At 45.8% G+C, this 25,086-nt stretch carries 36 protein-coding genes and 1 pseudogene; 26 read left to right on the plus strand and 11 right to left on the minus strand.

Features of this window, described 5'->3' with window-relative positions; all coding sequences use genetic code 11:
* Nucleotides 1–203: 203 nt before the first annotated feature.
* A pseudogene (locus PN470_RS10530) lies at nucleotides 204–419 on the minus strand (DUF4277 domain-containing protein); the annotation flags it as partial.
* A 359-nt stretch (nucleotides 420–778) separates the two neighbouring features.
* Here PN470_RS10530 and PN470_RS10535 point away from each other — a divergent pair.
* Nucleotides 779–1,717: a transposase gene (locus tag PN470_RS10535; RefSeq protein ID WP_271935791.1), complete on the plus strand. Its 939-nt coding sequence runs from the start codon at nucleotides 779–781 to the stop codon at nucleotides 1,715–1,717.
* Between the two features lie 72 nt (nucleotides 1,718–1,789).
* Here PN470_RS10535 and PN470_RS10540 read toward each other — a convergent pair whose 3' ends face one another.
* The 4 genes from PN470_RS10540 to PN470_RS10555 all read right to left on the minus strand — a co-directional run bounded on the left by PN470_RS10540 (nucleotide 1,790) and on the right by PN470_RS10555 (nucleotide 5,295).
* Nucleotides 1,790–2,713, minus strand: a complete 924-nt coding sequence (locus tag PN470_RS10540) for a glycosyltransferase family A protein (protein ID WP_016516562.1) — start codon at nucleotides 2,711–2,713, stop codon at nucleotides 1,790–1,792.
* Between the two features lie 92 nt (nucleotides 2,714–2,805).
* A complete protein-coding gene (locus PN470_RS10545; protein WP_016516563.1) occupies nucleotides 2,806–3,504 on the minus strand; it encodes a nucleotidyltransferase family protein in 699 nt (232 codons plus the stop codon).
* Between the two features lie 92 nt (nucleotides 3,505–3,596).
* Complete coding sequence (locus PN470_RS10550; RefSeq protein WP_271935789.1) at nucleotides 3,597–4,622, minus strand: GHMP family kinase ATP-binding protein; 1,026 nt, start codon at nucleotides 4,620–4,622, stop codon at nucleotides 3,597–3,599.
* A gap of 37 nt (nucleotides 4,623–4,659) precedes the next feature.
* Nucleotides 4,660–5,295 carry a D-sedoheptulose-7-phosphate isomerase gene (locus PN470_RS10555; RefSeq protein ID WP_271935787.1) on the minus strand — a complete coding sequence of 212 codons (636 nt, stop codon included), beginning with the start codon at nucleotides 5,293–5,295 and terminating at the stop codon, nucleotides 4,660–4,662.
* Between the two features lie 602 nt (nucleotides 5,296–5,897).
* Between PN470_RS10555 and PN470_RS10560 the strand changes: the two genes are divergently transcribed.
* From PN470_RS10560 to PN470_RS10570, 3 genes are all read left to right on the plus strand, one after another.
* A complete protein-coding gene (locus PN470_RS10560; RefSeq protein ID WP_103111311.1) occupies nucleotides 5,898–6,557 on the plus strand; it encodes a D-glycero-alpha-D-manno-heptose-1,7-bisphosphate 7-phosphatase in 660 nt (219 codons plus the stop codon).
* Nucleotides 6,554–7,780, plus strand: a complete 1,227-nt coding sequence (locus tag PN470_RS10565; protein ID WP_103111310.1) for a glycosyltransferase family 4 protein — start codon at nucleotides 6,554–6,556, stop codon at nucleotides 7,778–7,780. Before PN470_RS10560 ends, PN470_RS10565 begins: the two co-directional genes overlap by 4 nt.
* Before the next feature lie 82 nt (nucleotides 7,781–7,862).
* Nucleotides 7,863–8,981, plus strand: a complete 1,119-nt coding sequence (locus PN470_RS10570; RefSeq protein ID WP_002794615.1) for a glycosyltransferase family 4 protein — start codon at nucleotides 7,863–7,865, stop codon at nucleotides 8,979–8,981.
* 131 nt (nucleotides 8,982–9,112) lie between these two features.
* Here the strand turns inward: PN470_RS10570 and purQ are convergent, their stop codons facing one another.
* Nucleotides 9,113–9,811, minus strand: coding sequence for a phosphoribosylformylglycinamidine synthase subunit PurQ (purQ, locus tag PN470_RS10575; protein WP_002732490.1), 699 nt, complete (start codon nucleotides 9,809–9,811; stop codon nucleotides 9,113–9,115).
* An 85-nt stretch (nucleotides 9,812–9,896) separates the two neighbouring features.
* Entirely contained in the window at nucleotides 9,897–10,154 is a 258-nt protein-coding gene (gene purS / locus PN470_RS10580) for a phosphoribosylformylglycinamidine synthase subunit PurS (RefSeq protein ID WP_002732994.1), read from the minus strand.
* Between the two features lie 31 nt (nucleotides 10,155–10,185).
* Between purS and PN470_RS10585 the strand changes: the two genes are divergently transcribed.
* Nucleotides 10,186–10,569, plus strand: coding sequence for a Fur family transcriptional regulator (locus PN470_RS10585; protein WP_002734059.1), 384 nt, complete (start codon nucleotides 10,186–10,188; stop codon nucleotides 10,567–10,569).
* An 88-nt stretch (nucleotides 10,570–10,657) separates the two neighbouring features.
* Here PN470_RS10585 and accD read toward each other — a convergent pair whose 3' ends face one another.
* From accD to PN470_RS10600, 3 genes are all read right to left on the minus strand, one after another.
* Nucleotides 10,658–11,608: an acetyl-CoA carboxylase, carboxyltransferase subunit beta gene (gene accD / locus PN470_RS10590; RefSeq protein WP_002734108.1), complete on the minus strand. Its 951-nt coding sequence runs from the start codon at nucleotides 11,606–11,608 to the stop codon at nucleotides 10,658–10,660.
* A gap of 19 nt (nucleotides 11,609–11,627) precedes the next feature.
* Nucleotides 11,628–11,777, minus strand: coding sequence for a hypothetical protein (locus PN470_RS10595; RefSeq protein WP_002777677.1), 150 nt, complete (start codon nucleotides 11,775–11,777; stop codon nucleotides 11,628–11,630).
* 101 nt (nucleotides 11,778–11,878) lie between these two features.
* Nucleotides 11,879–12,688: a prepilin peptidase gene (locus tag PN470_RS10600; protein ID WP_271935781.1), complete on the minus strand. Its 810-nt coding sequence runs from the start codon at nucleotides 12,686–12,688 to the stop codon at nucleotides 11,879–11,881.
* A gap of 245 nt (nucleotides 12,689–12,933) precedes the next feature.
* On the opposite strand from PN470_RS10600, the gene PN470_RS10605 reads away from it, so the two are divergent.
* The gene (locus tag PN470_RS10605; protein WP_008197265.1) at nucleotides 12,934–13,230 is read left to right on the plus strand and encodes a YkvA family protein; all 297 of its coding nucleotides are present in this window, start codon (nucleotides 12,934–12,936) and stop codon (nucleotides 13,228–13,230) included.
* Between the two features lie 37 nt (nucleotides 13,231–13,267).
* On the opposite strand, the gene PN470_RS10610 is transcribed toward PN470_RS10605, so the two are convergent.
* Entirely contained in the window at nucleotides 13,268–13,927 is a 660-nt protein-coding gene (locus tag PN470_RS10610) for a phosphoribosyltransferase (protein WP_002732903.1), read from the minus strand.
* A 198-nt stretch (nucleotides 13,928–14,125) separates the two neighbouring features.
* Here PN470_RS10610 and PN470_RS10615 point away from each other — a divergent pair, with 198 nt between their 5' ends.
* The 20 genes from PN470_RS10615 to rplO all read left to right on the plus strand — a co-directional run bounded on the left by PN470_RS10615 (nucleotide 14,126) and on the right by rplO (nucleotide 24,968).
* Nucleotides 14,126–14,611, plus strand: coding sequence for a DUF4079 domain-containing protein (locus PN470_RS10615; protein ID WP_069475527.1), 486 nt, complete (start codon nucleotides 14,126–14,128; stop codon nucleotides 14,609–14,611).
* Nucleotides 14,612–14,793: 182 nt separating this feature from the next.
* Nucleotides 14,794–15,132, plus strand: a complete 339-nt coding sequence (locus tag PN470_RS10620) for a P-II family nitrogen regulator (RefSeq protein ID WP_002746593.1) — start codon at nucleotides 14,794–14,796, stop codon at nucleotides 15,130–15,132.
* Between the two features lie 819 nt (nucleotides 15,133–15,951).
* The gene (gene rplC / locus PN470_RS10625; RefSeq protein ID WP_151695071.1) at nucleotides 15,952–16,590 is read left to right on the plus strand and encodes a 50S ribosomal protein L3; all 639 of its coding nucleotides are present in this window, start codon (nucleotides 15,952–15,954) and stop codon (nucleotides 16,588–16,590) included.
* Between the two features lie 20 nt (nucleotides 16,591–16,610).
* On the plus strand, nucleotides 16,611–17,243 hold the full coding sequence (rplD, locus tag PN470_RS10630; RefSeq protein ID WP_002732765.1) for a 50S ribosomal protein L4: 633 nt from the start codon (nucleotides 16,611–16,613) through the stop codon (nucleotides 17,241–17,243).
* Complete coding sequence (locus PN470_RS10635) at nucleotides 17,233–17,538, plus strand: 50S ribosomal protein L23 (RefSeq protein WP_042790412.1); 306 nt, start codon at nucleotides 17,233–17,235, stop codon at nucleotides 17,536–17,538. The genes rplD and PN470_RS10635 overlap by 11 nt, the downstream gene beginning before the upstream one ends.
* A 33-nt stretch (nucleotides 17,539–17,571) precedes the next feature.
* Nucleotides 17,572–18,405, plus strand: a complete 834-nt coding sequence (rplB, locus tag PN470_RS10640) for a 50S ribosomal protein L2 (RefSeq protein WP_002734317.1) — start codon at nucleotides 17,572–17,574, stop codon at nucleotides 18,403–18,405.
* Between the two features lie 30 nt (nucleotides 18,406–18,435).
* Nucleotides 18,436–18,717 carry a 30S ribosomal protein S19 gene (rpsS, locus tag PN470_RS10645; RefSeq protein ID WP_002753908.1) on the plus strand — a complete coding sequence of 94 codons (282 nt, stop codon included), beginning with the start codon at nucleotides 18,436–18,438 and terminating at the stop codon, nucleotides 18,715–18,717.
* A 132-nt stretch (nucleotides 18,718–18,849) separates the two neighbouring features.
* On the plus strand, nucleotides 18,850–19,209 hold the full coding sequence (gene rplV, locus PN470_RS10650; protein ID WP_002746605.1) for a 50S ribosomal protein L22: 360 nt from the start codon (nucleotides 18,850–18,852) through the stop codon (nucleotides 19,207–19,209).
* A gap of 23 nt (nucleotides 19,210–19,232) precedes the next feature.
* Nucleotides 19,233–19,961: a 30S ribosomal protein S3 gene (gene rpsC, locus PN470_RS10655; RefSeq protein WP_002733683.1), complete on the plus strand. Its 729-nt coding sequence runs from the start codon at nucleotides 19,233–19,235 to the stop codon at nucleotides 19,959–19,961.
* A 30-nt stretch (nucleotides 19,962–19,991) separates the two neighbouring features.
* Entirely contained in the window at nucleotides 19,992–20,411 is a 420-nt protein-coding gene (gene rplP, locus PN470_RS10660) for a 50S ribosomal protein L16 (protein ID WP_002734310.1), read from the plus strand.
* Nucleotides 20,411–20,629, plus strand: coding sequence for a 50S ribosomal protein L29 (gene rpmC / locus PN470_RS10665; protein WP_002746608.1), 219 nt, complete (start codon nucleotides 20,411–20,413; stop codon nucleotides 20,627–20,629). Before rplP ends, rpmC begins: the two co-directional genes overlap by 1 nt.
* A gap of 6 nt (nucleotides 20,630–20,635) precedes the next feature.
* Nucleotides 20,636–20,878, plus strand: coding sequence for a 30S ribosomal protein S17 (gene rpsQ / locus PN470_RS10670; protein ID WP_002734070.1), 243 nt, complete (start codon nucleotides 20,636–20,638; stop codon nucleotides 20,876–20,878).
* A gap of 20 nt (nucleotides 20,879–20,898) precedes the next feature.
* On the plus strand, nucleotides 20,899–21,267 hold the full coding sequence (rplN, locus tag PN470_RS10675) for a 50S ribosomal protein L14 (protein WP_002732358.1): 369 nt from the start codon (nucleotides 20,899–20,901) through the stop codon (nucleotides 21,265–21,267).
* 72 nt (nucleotides 21,268–21,339) lie between these two features.
* Nucleotides 21,340–21,693: a 50S ribosomal protein L24 gene (gene rplX, locus PN470_RS10680; protein WP_002733835.1), complete on the plus strand. Its 354-nt coding sequence runs from the start codon at nucleotides 21,340–21,342 to the stop codon at nucleotides 21,691–21,693.
* A gap of 54 nt (nucleotides 21,694–21,747) precedes the next feature.
* Nucleotides 21,748–22,287, plus strand: coding sequence for a 50S ribosomal protein L5 (rplE, locus tag PN470_RS10685; RefSeq protein WP_002734750.1), 540 nt, complete (start codon nucleotides 21,748–21,750; stop codon nucleotides 22,285–22,287).
* Between the two features lie 237 nt (nucleotides 22,288–22,524).
* On the plus strand, nucleotides 22,525–22,926 hold the full coding sequence (gene rpsH, locus PN470_RS10690; RefSeq protein ID WP_002734721.1) for a 30S ribosomal protein S8: 402 nt from the start codon (nucleotides 22,525–22,527) through the stop codon (nucleotides 22,924–22,926).
* Between the two features lie 104 nt (nucleotides 22,927–23,030).
* A complete protein-coding gene (gene rplF, locus PN470_RS10695) occupies nucleotides 23,031–23,600 on the plus strand; it encodes a 50S ribosomal protein L6 (protein ID WP_069475528.1) in 570 nt (189 codons plus the stop codon).
* Between the two features lie 3 nt (nucleotides 23,601–23,603).
* On the plus strand, nucleotides 23,604–23,966 hold the full coding sequence (gene rplR / locus PN470_RS10700; RefSeq protein ID WP_002753900.1) for a 50S ribosomal protein L18: 363 nt from the start codon (nucleotides 23,604–23,606) through the stop codon (nucleotides 23,964–23,966).
* Between the two features lie 26 nt (nucleotides 23,967–23,992).
* The gene (gene rpsE / locus PN470_RS10705; protein ID WP_002733669.1) at nucleotides 23,993–24,514 is read left to right on the plus strand and encodes a 30S ribosomal protein S5; all 522 of its coding nucleotides are present in this window, start codon (nucleotides 23,993–23,995) and stop codon (nucleotides 24,512–24,514) included.
* A gap of 10 nt (nucleotides 24,515–24,524) precedes the next feature.
* The gene (gene rplO / locus PN470_RS10710; protein WP_002753896.1) at nucleotides 24,525–24,968 is read left to right on the plus strand and encodes a 50S ribosomal protein L15; all 444 of its coding nucleotides are present in this window, start codon (nucleotides 24,525–24,527) and stop codon (nucleotides 24,966–24,968) included.
* Nucleotides 24,969–25,086 lie beyond the last annotated feature (118 nt).

Genomic DNA, 25,086 nt, shown 5'->3' on the forward strand with positions numbered 1-25,086 from the left:
ATAATCCATAATTTTGCTAATAAACATAGCAAAATTATAGATGATTTCCTGACCTAAGATCACATTTTATTCTTTTTTCCACTTCAATCTAAGAATTGAGAAAAAAGCAAAACCTTATACCATACCATAAAAAAATTATGCAAGAGGTCTATTATGCGATCGGTACAATTGAATGGCAAGATGTAGAACGATCTCGCGTAGCGATGTTCGGTTGCTTTATCTTCAAAAAATTGAGGAAATAAATACAAGGCCCGGGAGACAAATCCCAATCCGTTCAGGATAATTGCTTTGACGACTTGCCCCGCTGTGACAATTTCTCCTCGCTCAATTGAGACTTGTTCGTTGATAATTTCAAAGATTCCTATTTCATCGATAATTCCGGCTACTAATCCCAGATGGTCTAGATTTTTGACTTCAATTTCTGTTGATTGATTCCTGGTCTAACAGTCCACTCGTCTCAGTTTTCCAACAATTCCTATTTTTTCATAATTAGGGGTTTCAAGACCCCCCTAGCTGGTGCCGAGAAAACCTTCACCAGCTAAGTATTTTTACTCAAGTCTCTGGAGGGGGACAGCTTATGTGACAGTTGAAGGTGCGGAATGTGGGTTAAAAAACCTAGAAATCAGTTTTTAGGATGGTAAACAGGTTGAATATCGATTTTATTTTTCTTGAATTCCCACTCTTGATCTCTCAGCCTTCTGATCTTCCAGAAATTTTCCTTGTTGCCAGAGAACTATGATACAATGGCACCAAAAAATAGAGAAAAAATTTTTTTATCATGGACAAGGTGTCAACACCAAGCCTATCAATTGTTATTCCCACTAGAGAAGGATTCGCTGACCACTGGTTTAATGCGCTGACCGAGGTCAAGGGAGAAGTAGAATTTATCTTGGTTCATCCACCGGGAGCCCCTAAGTATCCCACTTCCGACCCTAGGGTACAGCAAATAGTCAGTCCCTTGCGGGGAGAAATTATTCAACGTGCCACAGGTTTGATCAATGCTACCGCTCCCTATACATTGACAATTAATTGTGATGAGTATATCAATCCCGACATTTCAGAAATTAGCCGTCAATACTTTTCCCGATTTCCTGATAGTTGGGTCATGAGACTTAGCCGGAAAGATGTTGAATTTGGTAAAAAAGAAATTCTAGAAGCTCCTTGGCTTTCACCAAAACCGATCGAAAAACTAGAAGTTTGTGGTAGGTCTCAAGGTAACTCTAAGCTATACGAACAAGGCAACTACCTATTGGAAATTCCCATTACTCCTATCGATAATAAATTTGACGTAATGTGTATTTTTAGAGGAAGAAGAGATCATCGAGGTCCGCATACAGAGAATTTTGACAAGAAGGTTTGGAAAACTTCTATAGCACAGGAAACCCTGAAGGATCTGGTGGGGTTAATGCCTTTTATTGGTCCGTTTAAGTATATTCCCTTTTGGTGTCTTGATCGAGTTTTGGGACTAGCTATACAAGCGAAGTTTTTTGAGCAAGGAAAAGGCAAAATTATTGGTCATCTCTTACCGATGCCAGAACAAATTCGTATTGAAAATAATCCACCTGAATACATACGATTTAATCGTTATGGTGTACTTTCTGAACTTTACTTAATCAGACGTTTTCCCCAGTACGGATATATGTGGAATCTCGTTATTCCCAACATCTTAAATGTGCCGCGAATCTTTATTCGTTCTCGCTTGGGTAAAGAGGTATGAAATATCAGTCTATCTGTAATCTGTCAAGGAAGTAAGTATTAAGACTTGCTTCCTATTTTTTAGCTGTTAACCTTAATTTAGCTTTTTAAATATTTGCCTAATTTTAATTTTCACACCGTTGTAAAATTCTTCAAAAAATAGATTCCAAAAGTAGCCATACTGGGGAAATTGTTTCACTAACAACATCTCTACCAACACTAACAATCGCACTGTTTTTAAGGAATAAGGCCTAACAATATATCTGATTTGACCAGGTTCGGGCATCCAATGACCAATACAAGCACCTGTTTGAAAAAATTTAGCTTGAATATATAGTCCGATTGCCCTATCTAATCCCCAAAGAGGCAACCAAGTTAAAAGTTCCGCCATTCTTGTCCCTTGAAACATTTCTGTGAGAGCTTCTTTAACTGCTGGACTTTTCCAAATGGTATTATTAAAAGGTTCCACATGACTTCCATGAATGTCTTTTCTCTTAGCGTAGGGCCAGAGAGCAACTTTTATATCAAAATGATTTTCTAGAGGAGCAATGGGAACCTCTATCAAATCCTGATAGGAATCTTCTCTTTTTCTGGCAATCCTAAGTTGCTCAAGAGATGGCAATTGCTGCCAAGGTCTTTTAATTTTTTCTTCATCTAAGTAGTTTATTTTTTCTTTAAACAAACGCAGCATCCAACTCTGAGGAAATTTCTCAAAGTATTCAAGAGTTAGGGATACAACGTCCGGATGCACGAAGTCATCATCATCTAAAGCCAGTATATACTGACCCGTGGCGTTCATTAAACCGAAGGCTCTTTGAGGTGTTTCTCCTTTGTAGAGACTGTATAAAATTTTTACTCGTGGGTCAGTTATGAAGGCCGCAGTTGTGCCGGGAGGGTAAACTAAGATAAATTCTACGTTTCCCTGCACGGATAAAAGTTGTTGTAACCAATATTCGGAAAAATTTCCGATGGTCGGGCTAATAATAGATAATATCGGTTGATTGAAACTAGCAAGCATCTCTGGTGAATTTATTGAGAAATAATTTGACGATACCAACACAAATTTGCTGAACTTAGGTGACTACCAAGACTCTCTCAAAAAAATACTTTTCAGATGAGAGATGGTAATTCTTGTTGACTCTTATTGTAATCTTGGGGAATGCCTATGTCAATAAAATATTCGTCAGAAATCAAGCCATACATAGGAATTTTCTCGGTATAAACTTTGAGAAAGTCGTCCTCAAAAGAAAATTTTGATGGCAGATCAAAGCTGGATAATATGTTTTTCCCTGCACAATATATGCCGCCATTAATATAGCCCTTATCTTGATATTTTTTGGATTCAAACCCGATAATTTTTTGGTCATCGTCTAGCAGAACATTATTATAACGATCAAAGTCAGTTAGCGGCTTCAGAGCAACAGTTATCAGGGATTTCTTTTGACTATGTAAATTAATTAAGGCGGATAAATTGACATTAAACAAGGTATCGCCGTTGACAATTAATGCTTGTTCGGTTTCAATTTTATTGAGTGCCAACCGGATTGCTCCTCCAGTTCCCAAGGGTGTATCTTCTATCAAATAAGTTAGCTCGTATTCCTTGTATTTATAACCAAAATGATCGATAATTTTTTGATGTTCATAGCCCACAGAAACTAAAAATTTGTTGGTAATTTTTTGAGAGATTAGGTAATCTAATAGATACTCTAAAAAAGGCCTGTCGGCAACGGGAGCCATGGGTTTTGGTAAAGTGTTGATCACCGATCGCAACCTGGTTCCTAACCCACCCGCCAGAATAATTACATCCATAGATACACCTCAAAAATTTGAATTATTGCCAATCTTTTAAAAACTATTTTTAGGATTATAGGGATAATCCTTCCCCGTTGATCCTTGGTTTGCTATAATGTCCATGCTTGGGTTCCGTATTTGGTAAAATGAAAATTAATCACTTGGCCTCCTTCTGATTTCAAAGCTTTAGTTACTTCGATTTTCTTGGTAGGATCGACCATAAAGATAATAAAACCACCGCCACCGGCCCCCGATATTTTGCCTGAATAAGCCCCGGTTTCCCTAGCTACCCGATAAATGCGATCAATCTGCGGATTACTAATTAATTTGGATAATTTCTTTTTCGCTTCCCAAGAAGTTCTCAGAATTTCTGCTATCCCCATAAAATCTGATTTAAGCAGTGCTTCTTTAAAGAGAATTGCCTCTTTTTTGAGTTGATGGGTAGCGGCGATCGCTTGTTCATTTTTTTCTTGGACATTCTGAATTTGATCCTCAATTACTTGAGATGAGTAGCGAGAAATGCCTGTATAGTAGAGGATCAGAGAGACTTCCAATTCATTGATCACCCAATTTTTAATCCGCAAAGGATTAACTATGACTCGATCTTGTTCATAAAATTCCATAAAATTAAAACCGCCAAAAGTGGCAGCGTACTGATCCTGTTTGCCCCCTAACCAGCCCAGGTCAATTCGTTCGATCTCGTAGGCTAAATGGGCGATATCATACTCACCTAGGGGTAATTTTAACAGTTCCACAAAGGCTTTAACCATGGCTACCGCTAGGGTAGAAGAAGAACCTAATCCCGAACCAGCCGGCGCATCGGAAAAGGTAGTGATTTGCAGCGGCAAAGGTTGCCCTTGATTAAAGTCTTTAATCAAACGATTATAGACCGCTTTATGCAGATCGAGAACGCCGTTATAGAGGAGAGGAAACTGGAGGGTTTCTATTTGTTGTTCTCCTCGATCGGCGGCAACAAAAATGACTTGTTTGTCAGTAATTTCCGTGACTGTACAGTAGGCATAGAGATCGATAGTAGCGTTGAGAACGTAACCCCCATAAAGACTACAGTAGGGCTCCACATCGGTGCCACCACCACCTAAACCTAATCTTAAAGGAGCTTTGGTTCTGATGATCATAGGTAGGCTGTTTAGGTTGATTTTTTGCTAGGAGATTTTAGTTAGGAAAGAGCGCTTCTTCGATCGCTAAACAAATAGTATGGAGAACAAAACCATGACCTTCTTGAATGCGCGGGGTACTGATACTAGGAATCATCAAACAATAATCGGTTTTTTGCTCTAGAGCTAATCCCTTCGCCCCAGTTAAACCGATGCTAGTGAGACCTTTTACTTGACAAACTTTGAGAGCTTGATGGATATTAGCGGAATTTCCCGAAGTGGAAATACCGATAAACACATCGCCAGGGTTTCCTTCCGCTTCTATCTGGCGGCTAAAAATATATTCGTAGCCATAATCGTTGGCAATCGCTGTTAAACTGGCGATATCGCTATTGAGGACGCGAACTGGTAAAGACTGTCTTTCTTTCAGAAATCGGCCGTGCAGCTCACCGCCAAAATGGATAGCATCGGCGGCACTGCCTCCATTACCAGCCACTAATACTTTGTGGTTATTGCGATAAGCATTGATACATACTTGGCAAATCTCTTGGATTTTTTCTAGATATTTTGTCTCGGTTAGTAGTTTTTTTTTCAGGACATAAGCTTCCTCCAATTCAGTCTTGATTAAAATTGACAGAGACGGATCACTCTGGAAACTATCCAATTTTTTGTTTGATTTTTCCACCATTGGCATAGGTTTGATTTTCCAATTTTTATTAGTTGAATAAATTTAACTCTCAATCATTCTGTCATTATATTGAATAGTATCAAAAGACGAGAATCGCTCTCCATTAATTGGGCATAAAACCCCTAGCACGGTAGAATTGATCACGGGACAAGAAAAACAGGCCAATGATAGTTCTAGAAAAACCTAGAGCGATCAAGTCAAAAGAGTGATTCTTTGCCAGTTATTCTGGGAATATACCACAAACGCGCCAACCCTAGCACAATTTGTTTTGTTTGTGAATAAACTTTTGATCTATTCTGGCCGAGACGAGGGATTTCTGAGCGGGGGTTCAACCTTTGCCAGTCTTGGCCTTTTGTTTGGCTGGACAAAAATGTTAACAATTCCTGACAATACCGCCGATATAATCAAAAGCCCAAAGGCCTGACGGCGTATAATATGCCCTGATTGCTATACCCTGACATCTAGATAGTAAAGAGAAGCAATTTAGCCGAGAAAACTAGCACAAATCGCGACAATCCCTCGAATTTTGTCTGTCCATCGGTTCAAGCTCTCGTCTCTGACAGAAGAACTGAGAATTCTAGTCCCCGACTCGAAAAAGTCCAACATCAATGAATCCTTTCCCCGCAATTTCCGTCAATGACGGCCACCAGAAATACCCGTCTCCGCCACATTTTGGCAATTCTGACCGCGAAAGCGAAGATAGAGCAAAAAAGAACAAAGCCTTATTTCTCGATCGAGATGGGGTAGTTATTGACTATATTCCCTATCTGAGTAAACCAGAACAGGTGAGCATTCCCGCCGGGGCAGCGGCTGCCTTAAAACAGTGGCAGGATGCGGGTTATCTGCTGATCATCATCACCAATCAATCGGGACTTGCTAGGGGCTATTTCACTTGGGACGATTTGGCGGCGATTCACGGGCGTATGATTGAGGAATACCGACAATTGGGCGTGCATTTTCACGATCTTGCCATCTGCCCGCACCATCCCGACGAAGGTTGTCCCTGCCGCAAACCCTCCCCCTATCTGCTGCTGACAGCCGCCCACCAGTACGGAATCGATTTAGCCCGCTCGTTGTTTATCGGCGATGCGCCCAGTGATCTAGAATGCGCCCTAGAAGCTGGTTGTCAGCCCGTATTGCTCTTAACAGGGCGAGGAAAAGTCACCCTTGGGGAGATCGAGAAATACCCAGTTGAGATTCCCGTATATAGCCAACTAAAGGAAACGGTAGAATTATTGTCAAAAACCGCTGCCGAACCAGAATTATGAGAATATTAGTCCTTTTTTGCAATAACTTTCCCTATCCACCTAGTCGCGGGGCAACGGAGGGGAGAACTTTTAACCTGATCAAATGTCTTCACCAAAACCACGATGTCACCCTGTTTGCTCGTCGGGTAGAAAATGTCACGGAAACTCAGATCGAAGAATTAAAAACCTTTACCAATCATCTTGTCTTATTTCCGCCCCAGGAAATTCCCGAACCAGGCAAGGGACTGACAAAACTAATCGGTCAAACAGGGCGCTTTCTGGAGGCAATAGTACAGATGACCCCTGCTAGTGTTCTTAGTTATCGTTCGCCGCTAATTCAAGAGCGAATAGATGAATACGTCGAGCAGCAAAAATGTGATGTAATTATCTGCGCTCAGAGTATCAGCGAGATTTTTATCCGGCCAGAATACCGTCAGCGAGTCAAAACCGTAGTAGATATTCACAGTTCCGTGTACGGTTGGACACGCAATCATTTGGATAGAGGAGCCTCCACCTATCCCCTGCGGGATTTTCTCTATCTGCCCCTACTCTATCAGTACGAAAAACGTTACTGTGCCAAGTTTTCGCAATTGGTGGCCACTACCGATTATGATCGCGAACAATTATTAAAAATCCTCCCGGATGCACGGGTGGATATCGTGCCTAATGGCGTGGATTTAGCCCTGTTTCCCTATCGTCCTCGGGATCCCGGCGGTCATAAATTGGTCTTTGTCGGTGCCATGAGTTCCACCCATAATATCGATGCCGCCCGTTTTTTTGTTTTAGAAGTCCTGCCAGTCATTCAACAGCGATATCCCGACACCACTTTAACCCTAGTGGGGGCCAACCCAGCACCGGAAGTTCTCGAACTGGCCAAGTATCCCGGTGTGAGGGTGACGGGAACCGTTCCCTCGACAGTGGAATATTTACACCGAGGAACCGTTTGTGTGGTTCCCCTGCGGGTGGGATTGGGAATCAAGACTAAAACTCTAGAATCCATGGCCGCGGGGATTCCGATTGTCGCCAGCGATCGCGGTTTAGAGGGTTTAACGGTGGCAGCAGCGGGAATTCCCCCTAGGGCGCTGCGGGCTAATAGTGTTGCTGAGTACGTTGCAGCGATCTCTAGGTTGTTCGATGATCCTTCTGTGCGAGAACAACTGTCCCATAATGGCCGGGCGATGGTGGAATCGGAGTACACCTGGGAGCGAGCGGGACAAAGATACGAGGAAATTTTGCAGGACTAATATTATTTCTTAACCCCGAAATTTCCCTCGAGACTGTTAGAGGGTTTTACCGCTATAAAAATTGATTTTTTGGAGCCTAATCATGAAAGTTTTAATAGTAGGAAATTACGTCAACGATCGGCAGATTAGTATTAATCGTTTTGTCGGTTTAGTGGAGAAAGGACTCAGACAAAAAGGACACGAAATTCGGCGAGTGCAAGCACAGCCTATTTTCGGTCAACTGAAGCCTTCTCCCCAGGGAATCGGCAAGTGGTTAGGGTACATCGATAAGTTAATTATTTTCCCAGTGCAGTTACGTCAGCAGCTTGATTGGGCTGATATCGTCTGCATTTGTGATCAAGCTTTATCCTATTTAACTCCCTATCTAAAAGATCGCAAATATTTTATCATCTGTCATGATCTGCTGGCCATCCGTTCCGCCCTAGGAGAAATTCCTGAAAATCCCACCAGTTGGACGGGAAAACAGTATCAGGCGATGATTTTGCGAGGATTAAAACAGGCTAAATATGTTGTCTGTTCTTCCGAAGCTACTCGTGCCGATGTTCTCCGTTTAACTAAAATTGCTCCCGAACAAACGGAAGTAATTGAGGATTGCTTGAATCAGGGATACAGTCCGATGACAAAAGCAGCAGCAGTAGCTCTGGTGGGCAAATTTAATATCAACCGTGATTATCCTTGGCTAATTCATGTCGGAGGCCGCCAATGGTATAAAAATCGATTGGGATTGCTGAAAATATTCAAGAGGTTAATCACTTTCTCTGGTCTGGAAAATTGCCGATTAATCCTGATGGGAAAACTTTTGCTGCCAGATATGCGAGAATTTGTTAATCAGAATAACTTGTCTGCACAAGTAATCGAATTAGGAACCGTCTCTGATGATGACTTACGCGCCTTTTATTGCCTAGCAACTGCTTTAATTTTTCCCTCCTTTCAGGAAGGATTCGGTGTTCCCGTGATTGAAGCTCAATCCTGTGGTTGTCCCGTCTTTACCTCCAATCGTCTCCCCATGACTGTTATCGCTGACGATGCGGCAGTGTATTTCGATCCCACCGAACACGAGGCTGCCGCTACTATTATTGCAGAAAATCTTCTCGCTCCCGATCGCCTGGAAGATTTGAGGCAAAAAGGTTTTATCAATGCCACTCGCTTTACTTACGAAAGAATGATCCAATCCTACGACCAATTATTGCCAAAATTGTAGTCTAGAGCTTTTTGGCGACTCATTAAGTACCTAAGCAAAATTAATTACACATTTCGATAAAGCTTTTGCCTATTGCCTTTTGCCTATCCTAACCAAGAAATTAATTTTGCACGACTACTTATCATCATTCCTTACATCAAAACAGCACAATTACCTGTTATCTCCCGAAATAACAAACTACCATCGGTCAAATTGAGCAGCGGATCGGCAGCCCGTTCGGGATGAGGCATCATTCCTAGCACATTTCCTGCTTTATTGGTAATTCCTGCAATATTATTTAACGATCCGTTGGGATTTCCTGACTCATTTACCTCTCCTGTGGGAGTACAGTAACGAAAGAGAATTTGACCGTTATCCTCCAAGGATTTTAACGTATCTTCTGCGGCATAATAACGCCCTTCCCCGTGAGCAATGGGCAAATTAAGCACCTGTTGCGGTTGATAACCCCGCGTCCAGACAGATTGATTATTTTCCACTTTTACCGGCACTCGATCGCAAATAAAATGTAAATCGCGATTACGAATTAACGCACCGGGTAGCAGCCCAATTTCCGTTAATACCTGAAAACCATTACAGATGCCTAAAACTAATTTACCTTTTTCGGCTTCTTCTCGGACAGTTTTCATCGCTGGCGAAAATCGAGCGATCGCACCACAGCGCAAATAATCGCCGTAACTAAATCCCCCCGGCACCACAATCACATCCACATCCCCTAGATCCGTCTCTTGATGCCAAATATAGCGGGTGGGTTGCTGAAAAATACCCTCTGTCACCGTTGCCACATCTCGATCGCAATTCGATCCGGGGAAAACAATAATCCCAAACTTCATAATTTTTAACTTGGTTAAGTTTTTTAGCAGAAGGTGACAGATAAATTTTAATTATTTGCCCTACCTCCCGTCTTCTGACTTCTATCTACTGACAATGCAAATCAAAGCGATAATTTTCAATTACAGGATTAGCCAATAGTTGATCGCACATTTGATCCAATTGTTCGCGGGCGCTGGTTTCGTCTGCTGCTGTCACGGTAAGCTCAATATACTTACCAATTCGCACCCCGGCCACAGTATCATAACCTAATTGCTTTAATCCCGACTCTACCGCTGTACCCGCCGGATCGAGAACCGAAGGGCGCAGGGTAACATAAATAAAGCACTGATAATTTTTTGGCATAGAATTAACTTTGATCGCTGACCTTTTTGATATGAAATCCCAACGCACCCGATCGCAAGAGCGCATTATCCACTTACTCAAAACCTTAAATCGGGCAGTATCCGCTCAGGAATTGTTTGTGGAACTCCGTCAGCGTGACCAAAACATGGGGTTAGCCACTGTTTACCGCGCCCTAGAATCCCTAAAATTACAGGGTGCAGTGCAGGTGAGAACCCTAGCCACAGGAGAATCCCTCTACAGTTCCGTTCAGCAGGATCAACACCATCTTACCTGTATTCATTGCGGTCGGTCTATCGTCTTTAATGAGTGTCCCGTTCATGAATTGGAAGAAAAACTCGAAAAATCCCACCAATTCAAGGTTTATTACCATACTCTCGAATTTTTTGGACTTTGCGATCGCTGTCAACCCAGCTAAGTGTGGTGTGTACTACATTTAAACTGCTGATCGGGAAAATTTTAGTACAAATGCTCGGGCTGGCAACTCCAGAGCCGTCTTAGAACAGTTAAACTGTTGTTTGTCCCTGGGCTGTTTTCAGGGGGATTAACTCCGGTTGACTGTATTGATGATGACTGTTGAGGGGGGATAACAAGGGGAAAAAGAGCTGATGTAAACTAATTAATTGAGCGAGGGTTTTCTTGAGATGGGTACGGGGAACGATCGCATCGACAAACCCGTGTTTTAACAAGTATTCCGATGTTTGGAAACCTTCCGGCAATTTCTCGCGCAAAGTCTGTTCAATTACCCGTTTACCAGCAAAACCGATAGTAGCCTTCGGTTCAGCAATAATAATATCTCCCAACATGGCAAAACTGGCCGTGACTCCCCCCGTGGTGGGATTAGTCAGGACGGGAATATAGAGTAATTTTGCCTCCCGATGCCGGTTAAGAGCGCCAGAAATCTTGGCCATCTGCATTAAACTTAACATTCCCTCCTGCATTCTCGCCCCGCCGGAAGCGCAGATGATCACCAGGGGCAAACTTTCATCGGTAGCTCGTTCCGTCAAACGACAGAGTTTTTCTCCCACCACCGATCCCATGCTACCCCCCATAAAACGGAAGTCCATCACCCCTAAAGCTAAGGGTAAACCATCGATCGTCCCCGTTCCCGTCCGGACAGCATCCGTCAGACCAGTTTTTTCTTGGGTTTCTCGCAGGCGATCGCTATAACTTTTCCGATCGCGAAATTTGAGCGGATCCGTCGGTCGAATCTGTTCATCAAGGGAATTCCAAGTATTAGCATCCACTAACTGGCGAATTCTTTCTTCACTTTCCACCCGATTATGATGACCGCAATCGAGACACACCAGTTGATTAGCTAATAAATCCTTCGTATAGGCCAAAACGCCGCAATTGGGGCATTTTGTCCATAAACCATCGGCTATTTCCCGCTCCTGTTGTTGTTGAACCTTGGGTTCTGTTTTTTGGCGATTTGCAAACCAATCAAATAGAGACATAGTTTAAAATAAAGATAATTTATCGACTTTCTTCTAGAGGACTTAATAACAAAAGTGCTGTCCAGCGATCTTGGGGACGTACTTGTAGAGCGGCCTGATGACCCTGGCCGCAATAAATACCGGGGCCAATAGCGATAACGCGACTGGGGATGTCGTGAGCTTTGAGCATTTCCTGCAGCCAATCGGCTTACCCTAGACTGGGGGTTGTTCTAATGGTGATCCAAGACACGGAAGACTATTGTATCAAGATTTAATTACAGGATAACTTTTTTACAAGAAAGGGAAAAAAATGGTTTGATAGGCTGAGATGATCTTATCACTCCAAAAGACACTCATCAGAGCGCCGAGGGCAAGAAATGGCCCAAAGGGTATAGCTTGTTTTTTCCCCATTTTACCAAGAAAAATGCCCATAATACCGATCGCCGCCCCAATAGCGCAGGCCAGAAAAGCGGTGACTAATAATGCTTGCCATCCTAACCAAGCACCGATCATGGCCGCTAATTTCGCATCTCCTCCCCCCATGGCCTGTTGTCCGAGAGCAAAACTCCCCCCCCACCGGATTAGATCAAATAACCAGACTCCTAAAACCGCACTAGCGATCGCTGAAAAAAGATAGACAACACTTTGATTATTTTGCCAACCTAAAAGAGTCTGAAAAACTATCCCTAAAACTAATCCCGATTGGGTGAGGGAGTTAGGAAGCGTCATCGTGTCAAAATCAATCAAAGCTAAAGCTAATAACCAACTGAGGAGAATCCAATAGCCGAGGGTCTGCCAAGAAAAGCTAAAATCTCCTAAAACCAGACAAAATAACAAACCGGTAAAAGTTTCGACCGCTGGATAACGGACAGAAATCGGGGTTTTGCACCAGCGACAGCGACCCCCTAGCCATAACCAGCCGAAAACGGGTATATTCTCGCTTTTCCCCAACCTATGGTGACATTTCGGACAGTGGGAAGGGGGATAAACTAGAGATATCCCCTGAGGTAATCTATAGATGACCACGTTTAAAAAACTGCCCACCGAGGCACCCAAAGCGAAGACAAAGGCAAAAGTAACTAGATGAAAGAGGGTTTCCATCCTTAAACTGGCAGATAATTGATTAGTTTGTCATCGCCTATTATAGGTGATAAGGATGCCCCTATCTCCCCTCTTAAGCATCCAGTAATAATATTTCAGGTTCATCCCTAAAGGTGAATTTTCTTCTGGGCTTTTTTAGTGGATAATTAGCGCGGATAACCCTACATAATGGGTGTAAAACCGCACTATCAGCCCCAAGGGGAACCTGACAAAATTAAACTATCGCAGTCAACGAGGACAAATTAATGAAACCGATTGTTGAATCTTTTTACAACTGGTACAGCAGCAAAATTACTCACCCTAAATATCGTTGGATTATCATTCTGGGAACTATGGTTTATCTTTTTAGCCCCCTCGATATTTCTCCTGACATTTTCCCGATTATTGGTTGGATCGATGATGGTATTGTCCTCACCCTTTTAACTACGGAATTATCCCGATTAGTTCTTGATTATCGCACTCGCCGTCCCGGGAGAGTAAATAATCAAACTGAAGTTTCTTCCCCAACCAATACCGTTGATACCGATGCTGTGGAATTCTGAATTCAGGAGATTGCTGTTATTTATTCTCCCCATCTCCCTAAACTGAAATCAAAGAACTATCGACGGTGGACAAAAGTGTTTGCACCTCCTCATCGCTGGTTTGGGAAAAGTCCTCGTACCAAAGAGAAATTGATCTCAATTCGTAGGGTTTATGTAGGCAAATTACTCGATCGACTAATTTTTCTAATTGATCACAGACTTCCGGTGGCGCAACAGGAACAGCAATAATAATAGCAGCGGGATTTTCAGCCTTAAGGGTCAGAATCGCCGCTTTAATCGTTGCTCCCGTAGCGATCCCATCATCTACTAGAATAATCGTTTTTCCCGTCACGTCTGGAAAGGGGCGTTCACCTCGATATAAACGATCGCGTCGCTCTAATTCGATCATTTCTTCCTTTGCTACCCGTTCCATCATCGCCTCCGATAGGTGCAAGTCTTCAACAACACTTTCATTGATTACCCGCACCCCATTCTGACCGATCGCCCCAAAAGCTAACTCTTTGCGCTCCGGTACACCTAATTTTCGCACCAAACACAGATCTAGCGGTAAATGTAACCTTTGGGCAATTTCAAAGGCGATCGGAACCCCACCCCGGGGCAAAGCCAACACCAGCGCTCTAGCACTATTGGTATATTCTGTCAAGTAAATAGCTAATAGTCTCCCAGCCGACCGCCGATCTTTGAGCAGATAAGTCATAATGCCCTCCTAGGGGCTAATCCCCGTGGGGATCCCTAGTCTCCCCTGCCTTTATTCTATATTTCTCCGCTCATCTCTAGGGGAAATGTTAAGAAATTTAGCGAAGGCTTGACATTTTTTCGGCTAACCGCAGTTTTTCCAGGCTGGAGATCGGCTAAAATCTTAGACAAAAGGGTTTTGTAAAGTTAGGTAACAAACATGAATCAAAGTTTAAGTGATGCGCTAGAGCCGATCGCCGCTGCCTTTCGCAGTCTCGGAACTCCCGAACCGATCGTTCATTGGGGACATCCAGTCATGATGGGGATCGTGGTTTTAGTTATGGGTAGTTATACCGCTTATGCCGGTTGGCAAAGCCGTTTAAGCCAAGATGGGGAAGTAGTAGCCAAAAATCGGGCTGATCACCGCAAACTCGCCCCCTGGCTGTTTTTATTTATCACTCTCGGTTACACCGGCGGTATTTTATCCCTAGTCATGCAGAAACATCCCATCCTCGAAAGCAGCCATTTCTGGACAGGATCGATCGCGATCGGTTTATTAGCTTTTAATGGATTATTGTCCCTCACTGGCTTCGCTGGCGGGAAAAAAGAACTTTTTCGGACTGTTCACGCCTATATCGGCAGTATTGCCCTAATTTTACTGCTGGTTCACGGTGTTTTTGGTCTTCAGTTAGGATTATCTCTCTAGTTGGTTTATTTATGGCTGCGGGTGGGCCAATTCCCACCCAGAAATTTTTCACGGTGAAGACTGTGACCAAGGCCAATAATTGAAGAAATCATGACTTTAAGCGCTATTGTCGGGATTCTGCGTTTAGAATTAACAGTTAATTCACCAAGAAGGTATCGTCACGCAACGAGGAGATAGATATTTTGAAGAAAGTAGAAGCGATTATCCGACCCTTTAAACTGGAAGAGGTGAAAATCGCCCTAGTTAACGCGGGCATTGTCGGCATGACTGTCTCCGAAGTTAGAGGTTTCGGTCGTCAGAAAGGTCAATCGGAACGTTATCGCGGTTCCGAGTACACCGTCGAATTTCTCCAAAAACTCAAGATCGAGATCGTCGTCGAAGATAAGCAAGTCGATATGGTCGTCGATAAGCTGATTTCGGCAGCCCGTACCGGTGAAATCGGAGACGGTAAAATCTTTATCTCCCCCGTGGAACAGATCGTCCGCATCCGTACCGGAGAAAAAGACCTGCAAGCGATTTAACCTCCAAACAAGGGATGATAGTACAATGCTGTCATCCCCCCCCATTGAAACTAATCCCCATCAAGCAGTGTAACCTAATTTGATAGCGACCACCAACGACCGATTCCCCCAAACCAAAACTTTGTACCTCACCATTAAGATAAATACTATACTTGCAATCTGCTGAATATCAGTTTAAGCCTTGCTATAAAAGAGTTTTGCGAATTTTTTGGCTAAAAAAGTGCCAGAAACCTGAAGGGATGACAAGCAGATTGAAAGTGAGACAGGGTGTGGGGGATAGGGAAAAACCTTGAGACTTTCCCCGCAATGAAGACGAGAGAATTAAGTTAATCAATTTCAAGGGTGACAGCGAGGAGATTTTCCCAGAACCCCACAGCCTAGACCCAGCACCCAGCCTAGACTTCAACCTCATTGTCACCCCTTCCTTCCGCCAGACTAGATAGGATCATTGCCGGTGACTGAAAAAACCTCTTGCCTAAAAAGTCACAAATGTTATACAATGTTTGATCGTGGCCAAAATCGGTCTTAGGTGGTGCTAAAGGCACTGCCAAGCAGAACCGCCTTGGTCGCTCGGTCTTCGCCGGGATACTGAAGATAAACCCTTTAAGTCCCCAAGAAACAAAGACCAGCAACAATCTAGGCAGAACCAGCAACCCTGTCTAGTCCTACTTACGAATTTAACGGGATGCCAGCTTAAATAACTCCAAAAAAGTCATTCAAGTTGGGCAGGCTGATAAAGCGGGAAAGATTTTTCTCGCTCCTATAGCCACGACCACGTTATTTTTGATTGTCGTCTAGTAAAGATAAAGAGAACAATCCGTGTCTATCGGTATCCTCGGTACAAAACTGGGCATGACCCAAATCTTCGACAACAAAACGGGAGTCGCCATTCCCGTCACCGTCGTTCAAGCCGGTCCGTGTCCCGTCACCCAAGTCAAAACTAAAAAAACCGACGGTTATGAATCCATTCAAGTGGGATACAAAACCGTCAAAGAAAAAGCCCTCAACAAACCGCTACTCGGTCATTTAGCCAAAGCCGGTGTCTCCCCCCTGCGGCATTTAATCGAATACCGCATCGAGGACGCATCCGCCTACACTTTAGGCCAAGAAATTACCGCCGCTATCTTCCAGGAAGGCGATTTAGTCGATGTGGCTGGAACCACCATCGGACGAGGTTTCTCCGGCTATCAAAAACGCCATAACTTCAAGCGCGGTAACATGACCCACGGTTCCAAAAACCACCGTCTCCCTGGTTCCACCGGTGCCGGTACTACCCCCGGCCGGGTTTTCCCAGGTAAGAGAATGGCCGGACAATACGGAGCCACCCAAGTGACCATCCGCAAACTGTCCGTGGTCAAAATCGATAGCGAACGCAACCTGATCCTGATCAAAGGAGCCGTCCCGGGTAAACCAGGAACCCTGTTAAACATCACCCCCGCCAAGAAATTTGGTAAATAGGGCAAGGAAAGATTAAAGCCATGGTTAACTACACAGTCAAAAATTGGCAAGGGGAAGAAGCGGGAACAGGCACCCTGGAACTGAAAACCGCTAAACCCGAAACCGCCAAACATCTAATTCACCGCGTCGTCGTCAGCCATCTAGCGGCGGCCCGCCAAGGTAATGCCTCCAGCAAAACCCGCTCGGAAGTGCGCGGCGGTGGTCGCAAACCCTGGCGGCAAAAAGGCACCGGTCGTGCCAGAGCCGGTTCGATCCGTTCTCCCCTCTGGCGTGGTGGCGGTGTCATATTCGGACCAAAACCGAGAGATTTTGAGGTTAAGGTCAATCGCAAAGAGAAAAGATTAGCCCTGAGAACCGCTTTGATCAGCCAGGCCGATAACTTTATCGTGGTGGAAAGCTTCGCCGAACAATTCTCCCAACCCAAAACCAAAGAACTCACCGCTGCCTTAAGTCGCTGGGGAGCCAGTCCAGAGGAAAAAATTCTGCTGATTTTGACGGAAATTCCCGAAAATGTCTATTTATCGGGACGTAATATCTGCAATCTCAAAATTATTCGCGCCGATAGTCTCAACGTCTATGATGTCATCCTAGCCGATCGAGTTATCGCCACCGCCGCAGCCCTAGCTAAAATTGAGGAGGTCTATGGTGCTTAGAACTGAAGCCAGACAACTCGCCGATCTGATCCTAAAGCCGATCGTCACCGAGAAAGCTACCCTGCTCCTAGAACAAAATAAATACGTCTTCGATGTCGCATTGAAAGCGACTAAGCCGGAAATTCAAGCGGCGATCGAATTGCTATTTGACGTAAAAGTAACGAAAGTGAACACCAGCCGCCCCTCTCGTCAGAAAAAACGCGTCGGCCGTTTCCTCGGTTACAAACCCCAATACAAACGCGCGATCGTGACCCTAGCGGAAGGCGACTCGATCGCCCTCTATCCCGACGTATAACCACCAAGAAACCCGATAACGGAAAACTAAACTATGGGTATTCGTTCTTTTAGACCTTTAACCCCCGGGACAAGGCAGGCGGCCATCTCCGACTTTAAGGAGATCACCAAAACCGAACCGGAAAAGTCCCTAACTCATCGCAAACACAGCAAACAAGGGCGTAATAATCGCGGTGTCGTTACCAGTCGTCACCGGGGCGGCGGCCATAAGCGCCTCTACCGGATTATCGATTTTCGTCGCGATAAACGGGATATTCCGGCCACAGTAGCGGCGATCGAGTACGATCCTAACCGTAACGCCCGCATTGCCCTACTTTTCTACAAAGACGGGGAAAAACGCTACATCATCGCCCCCGCCGGTTTAGGCGTTGGTGATACCGTCATCGCCGGAGAAAACGCTCCCTTCGAGGTCGGTAATGCCCTACCCTTAAGTCGCATCCCCCTAGGGACAGAAGTTCATAACATCGAACTCGTTCCTGGTCGCGGTGGTCAAATGGTGCGGGCTGCCGGTGGTTTTGCCCAAGTGGTAGCGAAAGAAGGCGATTACGTTACCATCCGCCTCCCCTCCAAAGAAGTACGCATGATCCGGCGTGAATGCTACGCCACCATCGGAAAAGTCGGTAACGCCGAAGCTAGAAACATCAGTCTCGGTAAAGCCGGCCGTACCCGTCACCGCGGTCAACGCCCCCATGTTCGGGGTAGCGTCATGAACCCAGTCGATCACCCGCATGGAGGTGGAGAGGGTCGCGCTCCGATCGGACGTTCCGGCCCGATGACTCCCTGGGGTAAACCCGCCCTCGGTCGCAAAACTCGCAACAAGAAAAAACGCAGTAGCGATCTCATCGTGCGCCGTCGTACCCAGGGTTAGAAATTATTACTTTACTTTTGACTGAAAATTATGGGTCGTTCACTGAAAAAGGGGCCATTTGTCGCCGGCCACCTGATGGAAAAAATCGAAAAACTCAACGCCCAGGGCAGTAAACAAGTGATTAAAACTTGGTCCCGGGCCTCGACAATCATTCCCGATATGGTCGGTCACACGATCGCCGTTCACAACGGCAAACAGCACGTTCCCGTCTACGTTTCCGAGCAGATGGTCGGTCATAAACTCGGTGAATTCGCTCCCACCCGCACCTTCCGCGGCCACGCCAAGAGCGACAAAAAAGCAGGACGGAAATAAATCAGCCGCTACTCCCTCAGTCGTCAGCTAGATAGTCGTGATCATAAACCACCAAGACTGATAACCGATAACTGATCACTGATAACTGATAACTGATGACTGATAACTGATAACTGATAACTGATAACTGAAATGACCATCGATACCTCTAACGAAGTCAAAGCGATCGCCCGCTATATTCGGATGTCACCCCTGAAAGTCAGACGGGTACTCGATCAGATCCGCGGTCGCTCCTATCGGGAAGCCCTAATTATTCTCGAATTTATGCCCTACCGGGCCTGTGACCCGATCCTGAAGGTCCTGCGTTCCGCCGTTGCCAACGCCGAAAATAACGAAGGACTCGATCCCGCCACTTTGGTAGTTAGCCAAGCCTTTGCCGATGGCGGACCGACCCTAAAACGTTTTCGACCCCGGGCCCAAGGCCGCGCCTACCAAATTCGCAAACCCACCTGTCATATCACCGTCGCCGTCGCTCCTAGCAACAAAGACTAATCACCTTAACTAAAAAAACCACAATGGGACAAAAAATCCATCCCCTCGGTTTTCGTCTCGGCGTTATCAAAGATCACAAATCTTGCTGGTATGCCGACGCGAAACGTTACCCCGAATTAGTGCAAGAAGATCGCCGCATTCGTGAATACGTCGAGAAAAACCTCGCTAATGCCGGTATCGCCGATATTCGCATCGAACGCAAGGCCGATCAAGTAGATATTTCCATCCACACCGCTCGCCCTGGGGTCGTCGTCGGTCGTGGTGGCACGGGAATCGAACAGCTGCGTCTAGGTTTACAAAAAGCCCTCGGTGGCCAGCGTCAAATTCGTATTAACGTCATCGAAGTGGCTCGCGTTGATGCCGATGCCAACCTGATCGCCGAATACATCGCCCAACAACTAGAAAGACGGGTTTCCTTCCGTCGTGTGGTGCGGCAAGCTATCCAACGGGCGCAAAGGGCCGAAGTCAAAGGGATCAAAATTCAAGTTAGCGGCCGTCTCAACGGGGCAGAAATCGCTCGGACTGAATGGGTGCGGGAAGGACGAGTTCCCCTGCATACCCTGCGGGCCGATATCGATTACTCCTACAAAACCGCCAGCACCATCTACGGGATTCTAGGCGTGAAAGTTTGGATCTTTAAGGGCGAAATTATCCCCGGCCAAGAAGAAATTGCCGCCGCCGTTCCCGCTCAAGCACCGCGCCGTCAACAGCGTCGCCGTCAACAGTTTGAAGATCGCTCTAGTGAGGGTTGATCCCTAATATTTATCAGTGGTAAATAGCTCATGTTAAGTCCCAAAAGAACAAAATTCCGCAAACAACAGCGCGGACGGATGCGCGGGCTGGCCACCGGCGGAAATACGATTAATTTCGGCGATTTCGCCCTGCAAGCCACCGAACCCTGTTGGATTACTTCCCGTCAAATCGAAGCCGCCAGACGGGCAATGACTCGTTATATTCGTCGGGGTGGCAAAATCTGGATTCGCGTTTTTCCCGATAAACCCGTCACCCAACGGGCTGCAGAAACCCGGATGGGTTCCGGGAAAGGTTCCCCCGAATTCTGGGTGGCCGTGGTTAAACCGGGGTTCATTATGTTTGAAATTGCCGGGGTAGCCGAACCGGTAGCCCGGGAAGCAATGCGTCTAGCCGCCCAAAAATTACCGATTAAGACTAAATTTATCACTCGCGAGGAGGATTTTGTCTAATGGCTCTACCGAAAATCGCCGAAGTGAGGAAGATGAGCGATGACGACATCGCCGACGCTATCCTCGATGCCAAAAAGAAACTGTTTGAATTGCGTTTGCAACAGGCCACCCGCCGCTTGGAAAAAACCCACGAATTCAAACACACCCGCCACCGTCTCGGCCAATTATTGACCGTAGAACGAGAGCGCCAACTAGCCCAGTCCACCCCGGAGGCATAACCCGCTATGGCAGTTAAAGAAAGAGTTGGGGTAGTGGTCAGCGACAAAATGGATAAAACCGTAGTGGTAGCCATTGAAAACCGCTCTCCTCACCCTAAATACGGCAAAATCGTCGTAAAAACCCAGAAATTTAAGGCTCACGACGCAGAAAATCAAGCCAAACAAGGCGATCGAGTTCGCATTCGTGAAACCCGCCCCCTCAGTAAAACCAAACGTTGGGAAGTGGCGGAAATATTAACCGATAGTTAAATTTCACCTAGGTAAAAACCGTGATTCAACAACAAACCTACTTAAATGTCGCTGACAATAGCGGGGCGCGGAAACTAATGTGTCTGCGGGTGCTGGGAACAGGTAACTGTACCTACGGTGGCATCGGTGACAAAATTATCGCCGTGGTTAAGGACGCTATCCCCAATATGCCCGTGAAAAAATCCGATGTGGTCACTGCGGTGATCGTGCGGACCCGTCAAACCGTCCGTCGCGATAGTGGCATGAGCATCCGTTTTGATGATAACGCCGCCGTGATTATTAATAATGACGGTAATCCCAAAGGTACGCGGGTTTTTGGTCCGGTCGCTCGGGAATTGCGCGATAAAAACTACACCAAAATTGTTTCCTTAGCCCCAGAAGTTCTCTGATCAAAGTGAAAAGTATCAAGGCAATTGGCTGATGGCTAGTCTAAAACTTTTCACACTTTGAGGTCAAAAAAAATGAGTAAGAAAAACATTCAAACCCCGCCCCAAAGGCAAAAAATGCACGTTAAAAAAGGGGATGTCGTTCAAGTAATCGCCGGTTCCGATAAGGGCAAGGTGGGCGAAATTTTACGCGCTCTACCCCAAGAAAGTACCGTGGTGGTCAAGGGAGTTAATATCCGCACCAAACATACTAAACCCCAACAGGAAGGGGAATCGGGTCAAATCGTTACCTACGAAGCACCGATTCACAGTTCCAAAGTGATGCTTTATTCCGAGAAGAAAAAAATCGCCAGTCGGGTGGGTTATACCTTTACCGAAGACGGTCGGAAAGTGCGGATACTGAAGAAAACTGGCGAAATTATCGATTAGTTTCCCATCAATTCTAGTTCCTGACCAAGCCCAGGAAAAGCAAGCAGCAAAACTATGAGCCAAAAACTAAAAACCACCTATCAAGAAACCATTGTTCCTAAACTGAAAGAACAATTTGGTTATACCAATATCCACCAAGTACCTAAAGTTATCAAAATTACTGTTAACCGCGGTCTTGGGGAAGCTTCACAAAATGCCAAAGCTTTGGAGTCTTCCAAGGAGGAACTGTCCACCATCACCGGACAACAACCGGTAGTGACTAGAGCTAAAAAAGCGATCGCTGGCTTTAAAATTCGCGAAGGAATGCCCGTGGGTGTCATGGTGACATTGCGCGGCGATCGAATGTACGCTTTTTTAGACCGTCTCATTAATCTGGCCTTACCACGCATTCGCGACTTTCGCGGTATCAGCGGTAACAGTTTTGATGGTCGTGGTAACTACAGTTTAGGCATTCGTGAACAGTTGATCTTCCCTGAAATTGAATACGACAAAATCGATCAAATTCGCGGGATGGACATCTCAATCATCACCACCGCTAAAAACGACGAAGAAGGACGCGCCCTCCTCAAAGAGATGGGAATGCCCTTTAGATAAATCAATCAAGAGAAAAGTAAACAGTGACCAGTAAATAAGTGAACAGTGAACAGCAAACAGTAAACAGTAAACAGTCAAGAGTGAACAGTCAACAGTGATTGAGTGAAAAGACAGCAGGAACCTGCTATTTAATACTACTCACTTAATACTCAAATCTGATAACTGACCTACTGATAACTGATAACTGATAACTGACCACTGATGTTGATCCCAATTTAGGAGAAAAACAGGTAATTCATGTCTGCTAACGATACCATCTCGGATATGCTGACCCGCATCCGTAACGCTTGCGCGGTTCGGCAGACCACTACTCAAATTCCCACCACGCGGATGACGCGCAGTATTGCCCAAGTTCTCAAGGACGAAGGCTTTATTGCTGACTTTGAGGAAGTGGGTGAGGGGATTAAATCTCAATTAGTTCTTTCCCTCAAATATAAAGGCAAAAACCGTCAACCGATCATTACTACCCTCACCAGAGTCAGTAAACCGGGCCTGCGAGTTTATTCCAACAGTAAAGACTTACCGCGCGTCCTCGGTGGCATTGGCATCGCCATTGTTTCCACCTCTAAAGGCATTATGACCGATCGCGAAGCGCGTAAACAAAACGTTGGCGGCGAAGTCCTTTGCTACATCTGGTAAACAAGGATAAGCTATCAGCCGTCAGCCTTTCCAAGTTTAAACCCGATAGCTGACCCACTGATAACTCTTCCCTGATAACTCTTCCCTGATAACTGATAACTGTTATGTCTCGTATTGGCAAACGCCCGATTCCTATTCCCAATAAAGTCACCGTCGATATCGATGGTGCTACCGTGACGGTGAAAGGACCCAAAGGAACTCTCCAGAGAACCCTACCCACCGCCGTCGCCATCAATAAAGATGGCGAAACTCTGCTCGTTACCCGTCAAGACGATTCGCGTACCGCCAGAGAACGCCACGGACTCTGTAGAACTCTAGTAGCCAACATGGTGGAAGGAGTTGCTACTGGTTTTCAAAAACGCCTCGATATCCAAGGGGTGGGCTACCGCGCCCAGGCGCAGGGTAGTAAATTAGTTCTTAATGTTGGTTACAGTAAACCCGTGGAGATGGAGATGCCCGATGGTGTTTCCGTCGCCGTAGAAAACAACACCCAAGTTATCGTCAGTGGCATCGACAAAGAAGCGGTCGGTAACATTGCCGCTAAAATCCGCGAAGTTCGTCCCCCCGAACCTTATAAAGGAAAAGGGATTCGCTATCTTGGTGAAGTTGTCCGTCGCAAAGTTGGTAAAGCTGGCGGTAAAGGCGCTAAAGGCGGTAAAGGAGGTAAAAAATAAACCATGAAACTTAGTCGCAAAGAATCAGTCCGTCGTCGTCACCAGCGTGTGCGTCGCAAAATTAATGGCACTGCTGAACGGCCGCGTTTATCCGTATTTCGTTCTAATAACCACATCTACGCCCAAATTATCGACGACGTAGCCCAACACACCCTCGCTGCCGCTTCTACCCTAGAGGCCACCTTGCGCGGGGAATTGGAATCCACCGCTACCCAAGAAGCATCGGCTGCCGTGGGTAAACTGGTGGCCCAACGGGCCCTAGACAAAGGCATTGAACAAGTGGTTTTTGATCGCGGTGGCAATCTCTATCACGGTCGCGTCAAAGCCTTAGCAGAAGCGGCTCGGTCAGCCGGCTTAAACTTCTAAAATATCCTTTCAACACTGATAAAACTATGGCAAAACGTCGCAAAGGCAACCGCGAAAAAGAAAAAGAAACCACTTGGCAAGAGCGGGTTATCCAGATCCGCCGGGTTAGTAAAGTGGTTAAGGGTGGTAAAAAACTCAGCTTCCGGGCTATCGTCGTGGTCGGTAATGAAAACGGCCAGGTGGGAGTGGGAGTCGGCAAAGCAGGGGACGTTATCGGGGCCGTCCGTAAAGGCGTGGCCGATGGCAAAAAACAACTAATTGAAGTCTCCTTAACTAAGGCTAGTTCTATCACTCACCTCACCCGGGGTGCTTCCGGAGGCGCTCAAGTGATTATGCGTCCGGCTGCTCCGGGGACTGGGGTTATTGCCGGGGGTGCTGTCCGTACCGTTTTAGAATTGGCTGGGGTAAAAAATATCCTCGCTAAACAACTCGGTAGCGATAACCCCCTCAATAACGCTAGAGCCGCCGTTAACGCCCTGGAAACTCTCCGCACTTTCTCGGAAGTTGCTAAGGATCGAGGCGTATCTATAGAACATTTGTACACATAGAGAAATCACCATGAAACTCCACGAAATCGCCCCCCAACCGGGGTCAACTAAACGCCGTCGTCGTGTGGGACGGGGTGTCTCGGCCGGCCAGGGCGCTAGTTGCGGTCTGGGAATGCGCGGACAAAAATCTCGCTCTGGGACGGGGACTCGTCCCGGTTTTGAGGGGGGACAAATGCCCCTCTATCGTCGGGTGCCGAAATTAAAGCATTTTCCTTTGGTTAACCCCCGTCAATACACGATCGTTAATCTGAAAAAATTAGCTTCTTTACCCGCTAATACGGAAGTTACCTTGGAAAGTCTCCTAAAAGCTAACATTCTCACCAGCAACGACGGCCCTTTAAAAGTTCTGGGTGATGGTGAAATTACCGTTCCCCTCAAGGTGAAGGCCGCCGCTTTTAGCAATAGTGCTAAAGAGAAAATTACCGCCGCTCAAGGTACTTGGGAAGAAATTTAACGGAGACAGGAGACAGGAGATAAAAGGCAAAAGGCAAAAGGCAAAAGGCAAAAGGCAAAAGGCAAAAGGCAAAAGGCAGCTTTGTTCTCCCCACACCCCACACCCCACACCCTACACC

The sequence above is a fragment of the Microcystis sp. CS-574 genome, assembly GCF_028329095.1.
Classification (GTDB): domain Bacteria; phylum Cyanobacteriota; class Cyanobacteriia; order Cyanobacteriales; family Microcystaceae; genus Microcystis; species Microcystis ichthyoblabe_A.

What these genes read in the sequence shown, in the direction of transcription:
- purS (WP_002732994.1), bottom strand. Translation starts at nt 10,154, where the DNA reads ATGCCAAAAAATTATCAGTGCTTTATTTATGTTACCCTGCGCCCTTCG.
- rplO (WP_002753896.1), top strand. Translation starts at nt 24,525, where the DNA reads ATGAAACTCCACGAAATCGCCCCCCAACCGGGGTCAACTAAACGCCGT.
- rpsQ (WP_002734070.1), top strand. Translation starts at nt 20,636, where the DNA reads ATGGCAGTTAAAGAAAGAGTTGGGGTAGTGGTCAGCGACAAAATGGAT.
- PN470_RS10570 (WP_002794615.1), top strand. Translation starts at nt 7,863, where the DNA reads ATGAAAGTTTTAATAGTAGGAAATTACGTCAACGATCGGCAGATTAGT.
- PN470_RS10605 (WP_008197265.1), top strand. Translation starts at nt 12,934, where the DNA reads ATGAAACCGATTGTTGAATCTTTTTACAACTGGTACAGCAGCAAAATT.
- PN470_RS10615 (WP_069475527.1), top strand. Translation starts at nt 14,126, where the DNA reads ATGAATCAAAGTTTAAGTGATGCGCTAGAGCCGATCGCCGCTGCCTTT.
- PN470_RS10560 (WP_103111311.1), top strand. Translation starts at nt 5,898, where the DNA reads ATGAATCCTTTCCCCGCAATTTCCGTCAATGACGGCCACCAGAAATAC.
- rplV (WP_002746605.1), top strand. Translation starts at nt 18,850, where the DNA reads ATGACCATCGATACCTCTAACGAAGTCAAAGCGATCGCCCGCTATATT.
- rpmC (WP_002746608.1), top strand. Translation starts at nt 20,411, where the DNA reads ATGGCTCTACCGAAAATCGCCGAAGTGAGGAAGATGAGCGATGACGAC.
- PN470_RS10540 (WP_016516562.1), bottom strand. Translation starts at nt 2,713, where the DNA reads ATGCTTGCTAGTTTCAATCAACCGATATTATCTATTATTAGCCCGACC.
- PN470_RS10555 (WP_271935787.1), bottom strand. Translation starts at nt 5,295, where the DNA reads ATGCCAATGGTGGAAAAATCAAACAAAAAATTGGATAGTTTCCAGAGT.
- PN470_RS10610 (WP_002732903.1), bottom strand. Translation starts at nt 13,927, where the DNA reads ATGACTTATCTGCTCAAAGATCGGCGGTCGGCTGGGAGACTATTAGCT.
- PN470_RS10585 (WP_002734059.1), top strand. Translation starts at nt 10,186, where the DNA reads ATGAAATCCCAACGCACCCGATCGCAAGAGCGCATTATCCACTTACTC.
- PN470_RS10595 (WP_002777677.1), bottom strand. Translation starts at nt 11,777, where the DNA reads ATGCTCAAAGCTCACGACATCCCCAGTCGCGTTATCGCTATTGGCCCC.
- rplD (WP_002732765.1), top strand. Translation starts at nt 16,611, where the DNA reads ATGGTTAACTACACAGTCAAAAATTGGCAAGGGGAAGAAGCGGGAACA.
- PN470_RS10600 (WP_271935781.1), bottom strand. Translation starts at nt 12,688, where the DNA reads ATGGAAACCCTCTTTCATCTAGTTACTTTTGCCTTTGTCTTCGCTTTG.
- rplP (WP_002734310.1), top strand. Translation starts at nt 19,992, where the DNA reads ATGTTAAGTCCCAAAAGAACAAAATTCCGCAAACAACAGCGCGGACGG.
- PN470_RS10565 (WP_103111310.1), top strand. Translation starts at nt 6,554, where the DNA reads ATGAGAATATTAGTCCTTTTTTGCAATAACTTTCCCTATCCACCTAGT.
- rplE (WP_002734750.1), top strand. Translation starts at nt 21,748, where the DNA reads ATGAGCCAAAAACTAAAAACCACCTATCAAGAAACCATTGTTCCTAAA.
- rplR (WP_002753900.1), top strand. Translation starts at nt 23,604, where the DNA reads ATGAAACTTAGTCGCAAAGAATCAGTCCGTCGTCGTCACCAGCGTGTG.
- purQ (WP_002732490.1), bottom strand. Translation starts at nt 9,811, where the DNA reads ATGAAGTTTGGGATTATTGTTTTCCCCGGATCGAATTGCGATCGAGAT.
- PN470_RS10535 (WP_271935791.1), top strand. Translation starts at nt 779, where the DNA reads ATGGACAAGGTGTCAACACCAAGCCTATCAATTGTTATTCCCACTAGA.
- rplF (WP_069475528.1), top strand. Translation starts at nt 23,031, where the DNA reads ATGTCTCGTATTGGCAAACGCCCGATTCCTATTCCCAATAAAGTCACC.
- PN470_RS10545 (WP_016516563.1), bottom strand. Translation starts at nt 3,504, where the DNA reads ATGGATGTAATTATTCTGGCGGGTGGGTTAGGAACCAGGTTGCGATCG.
- rpsH (WP_002734721.1), top strand. Translation starts at nt 22,525, where the DNA reads ATGTCTGCTAACGATACCATCTCGGATATGCTGACCCGCATCCGTAAC.
- rplB (WP_002734317.1), top strand. Translation starts at nt 17,572, where the DNA reads ATGGGTATTCGTTCTTTTAGACCTTTAACCCCCGGGACAAGGCAGGCG.
- rpsS (WP_002753908.1), top strand. Translation starts at nt 18,436, where the DNA reads ATGGGTCGTTCACTGAAAAAGGGGCCATTTGTCGCCGGCCACCTGATG.
- accD (WP_002734108.1), bottom strand. Translation starts at nt 11,608, where the DNA reads ATGTCTCTATTTGATTGGTTTGCAAATCGCCAAAAAACAGAACCCAAG.
- PN470_RS10635 (WP_042790412.1), top strand. Translation starts at nt 17,233, where the DNA reads ATGGTGCTTAGAACTGAAGCCAGACAACTCGCCGATCTGATCCTAAAG.
- PN470_RS10550 (WP_271935789.1), bottom strand. Translation starts at nt 4,622, where the DNA reads ATGATCATCAGAACCAAAGCTCCTTTAAGATTAGGTTTAGGTGGTGGT.
- rplX (WP_002733835.1), top strand. Translation starts at nt 21,340, where the DNA reads ATGAGTAAGAAAAACATTCAAACCCCGCCCCAAAGGCAAAAAATGCAC.
- rpsE (WP_002733669.1), top strand. Translation starts at nt 23,993, where the DNA reads ATGGCAAAACGTCGCAAAGGCAACCGCGAAAAAGAAAAAGAAACCACT.
- rpsC (WP_002733683.1), top strand. Translation starts at nt 19,233, where the DNA reads ATGGGACAAAAAATCCATCCCCTCGGTTTTCGTCTCGGCGTTATCAAA.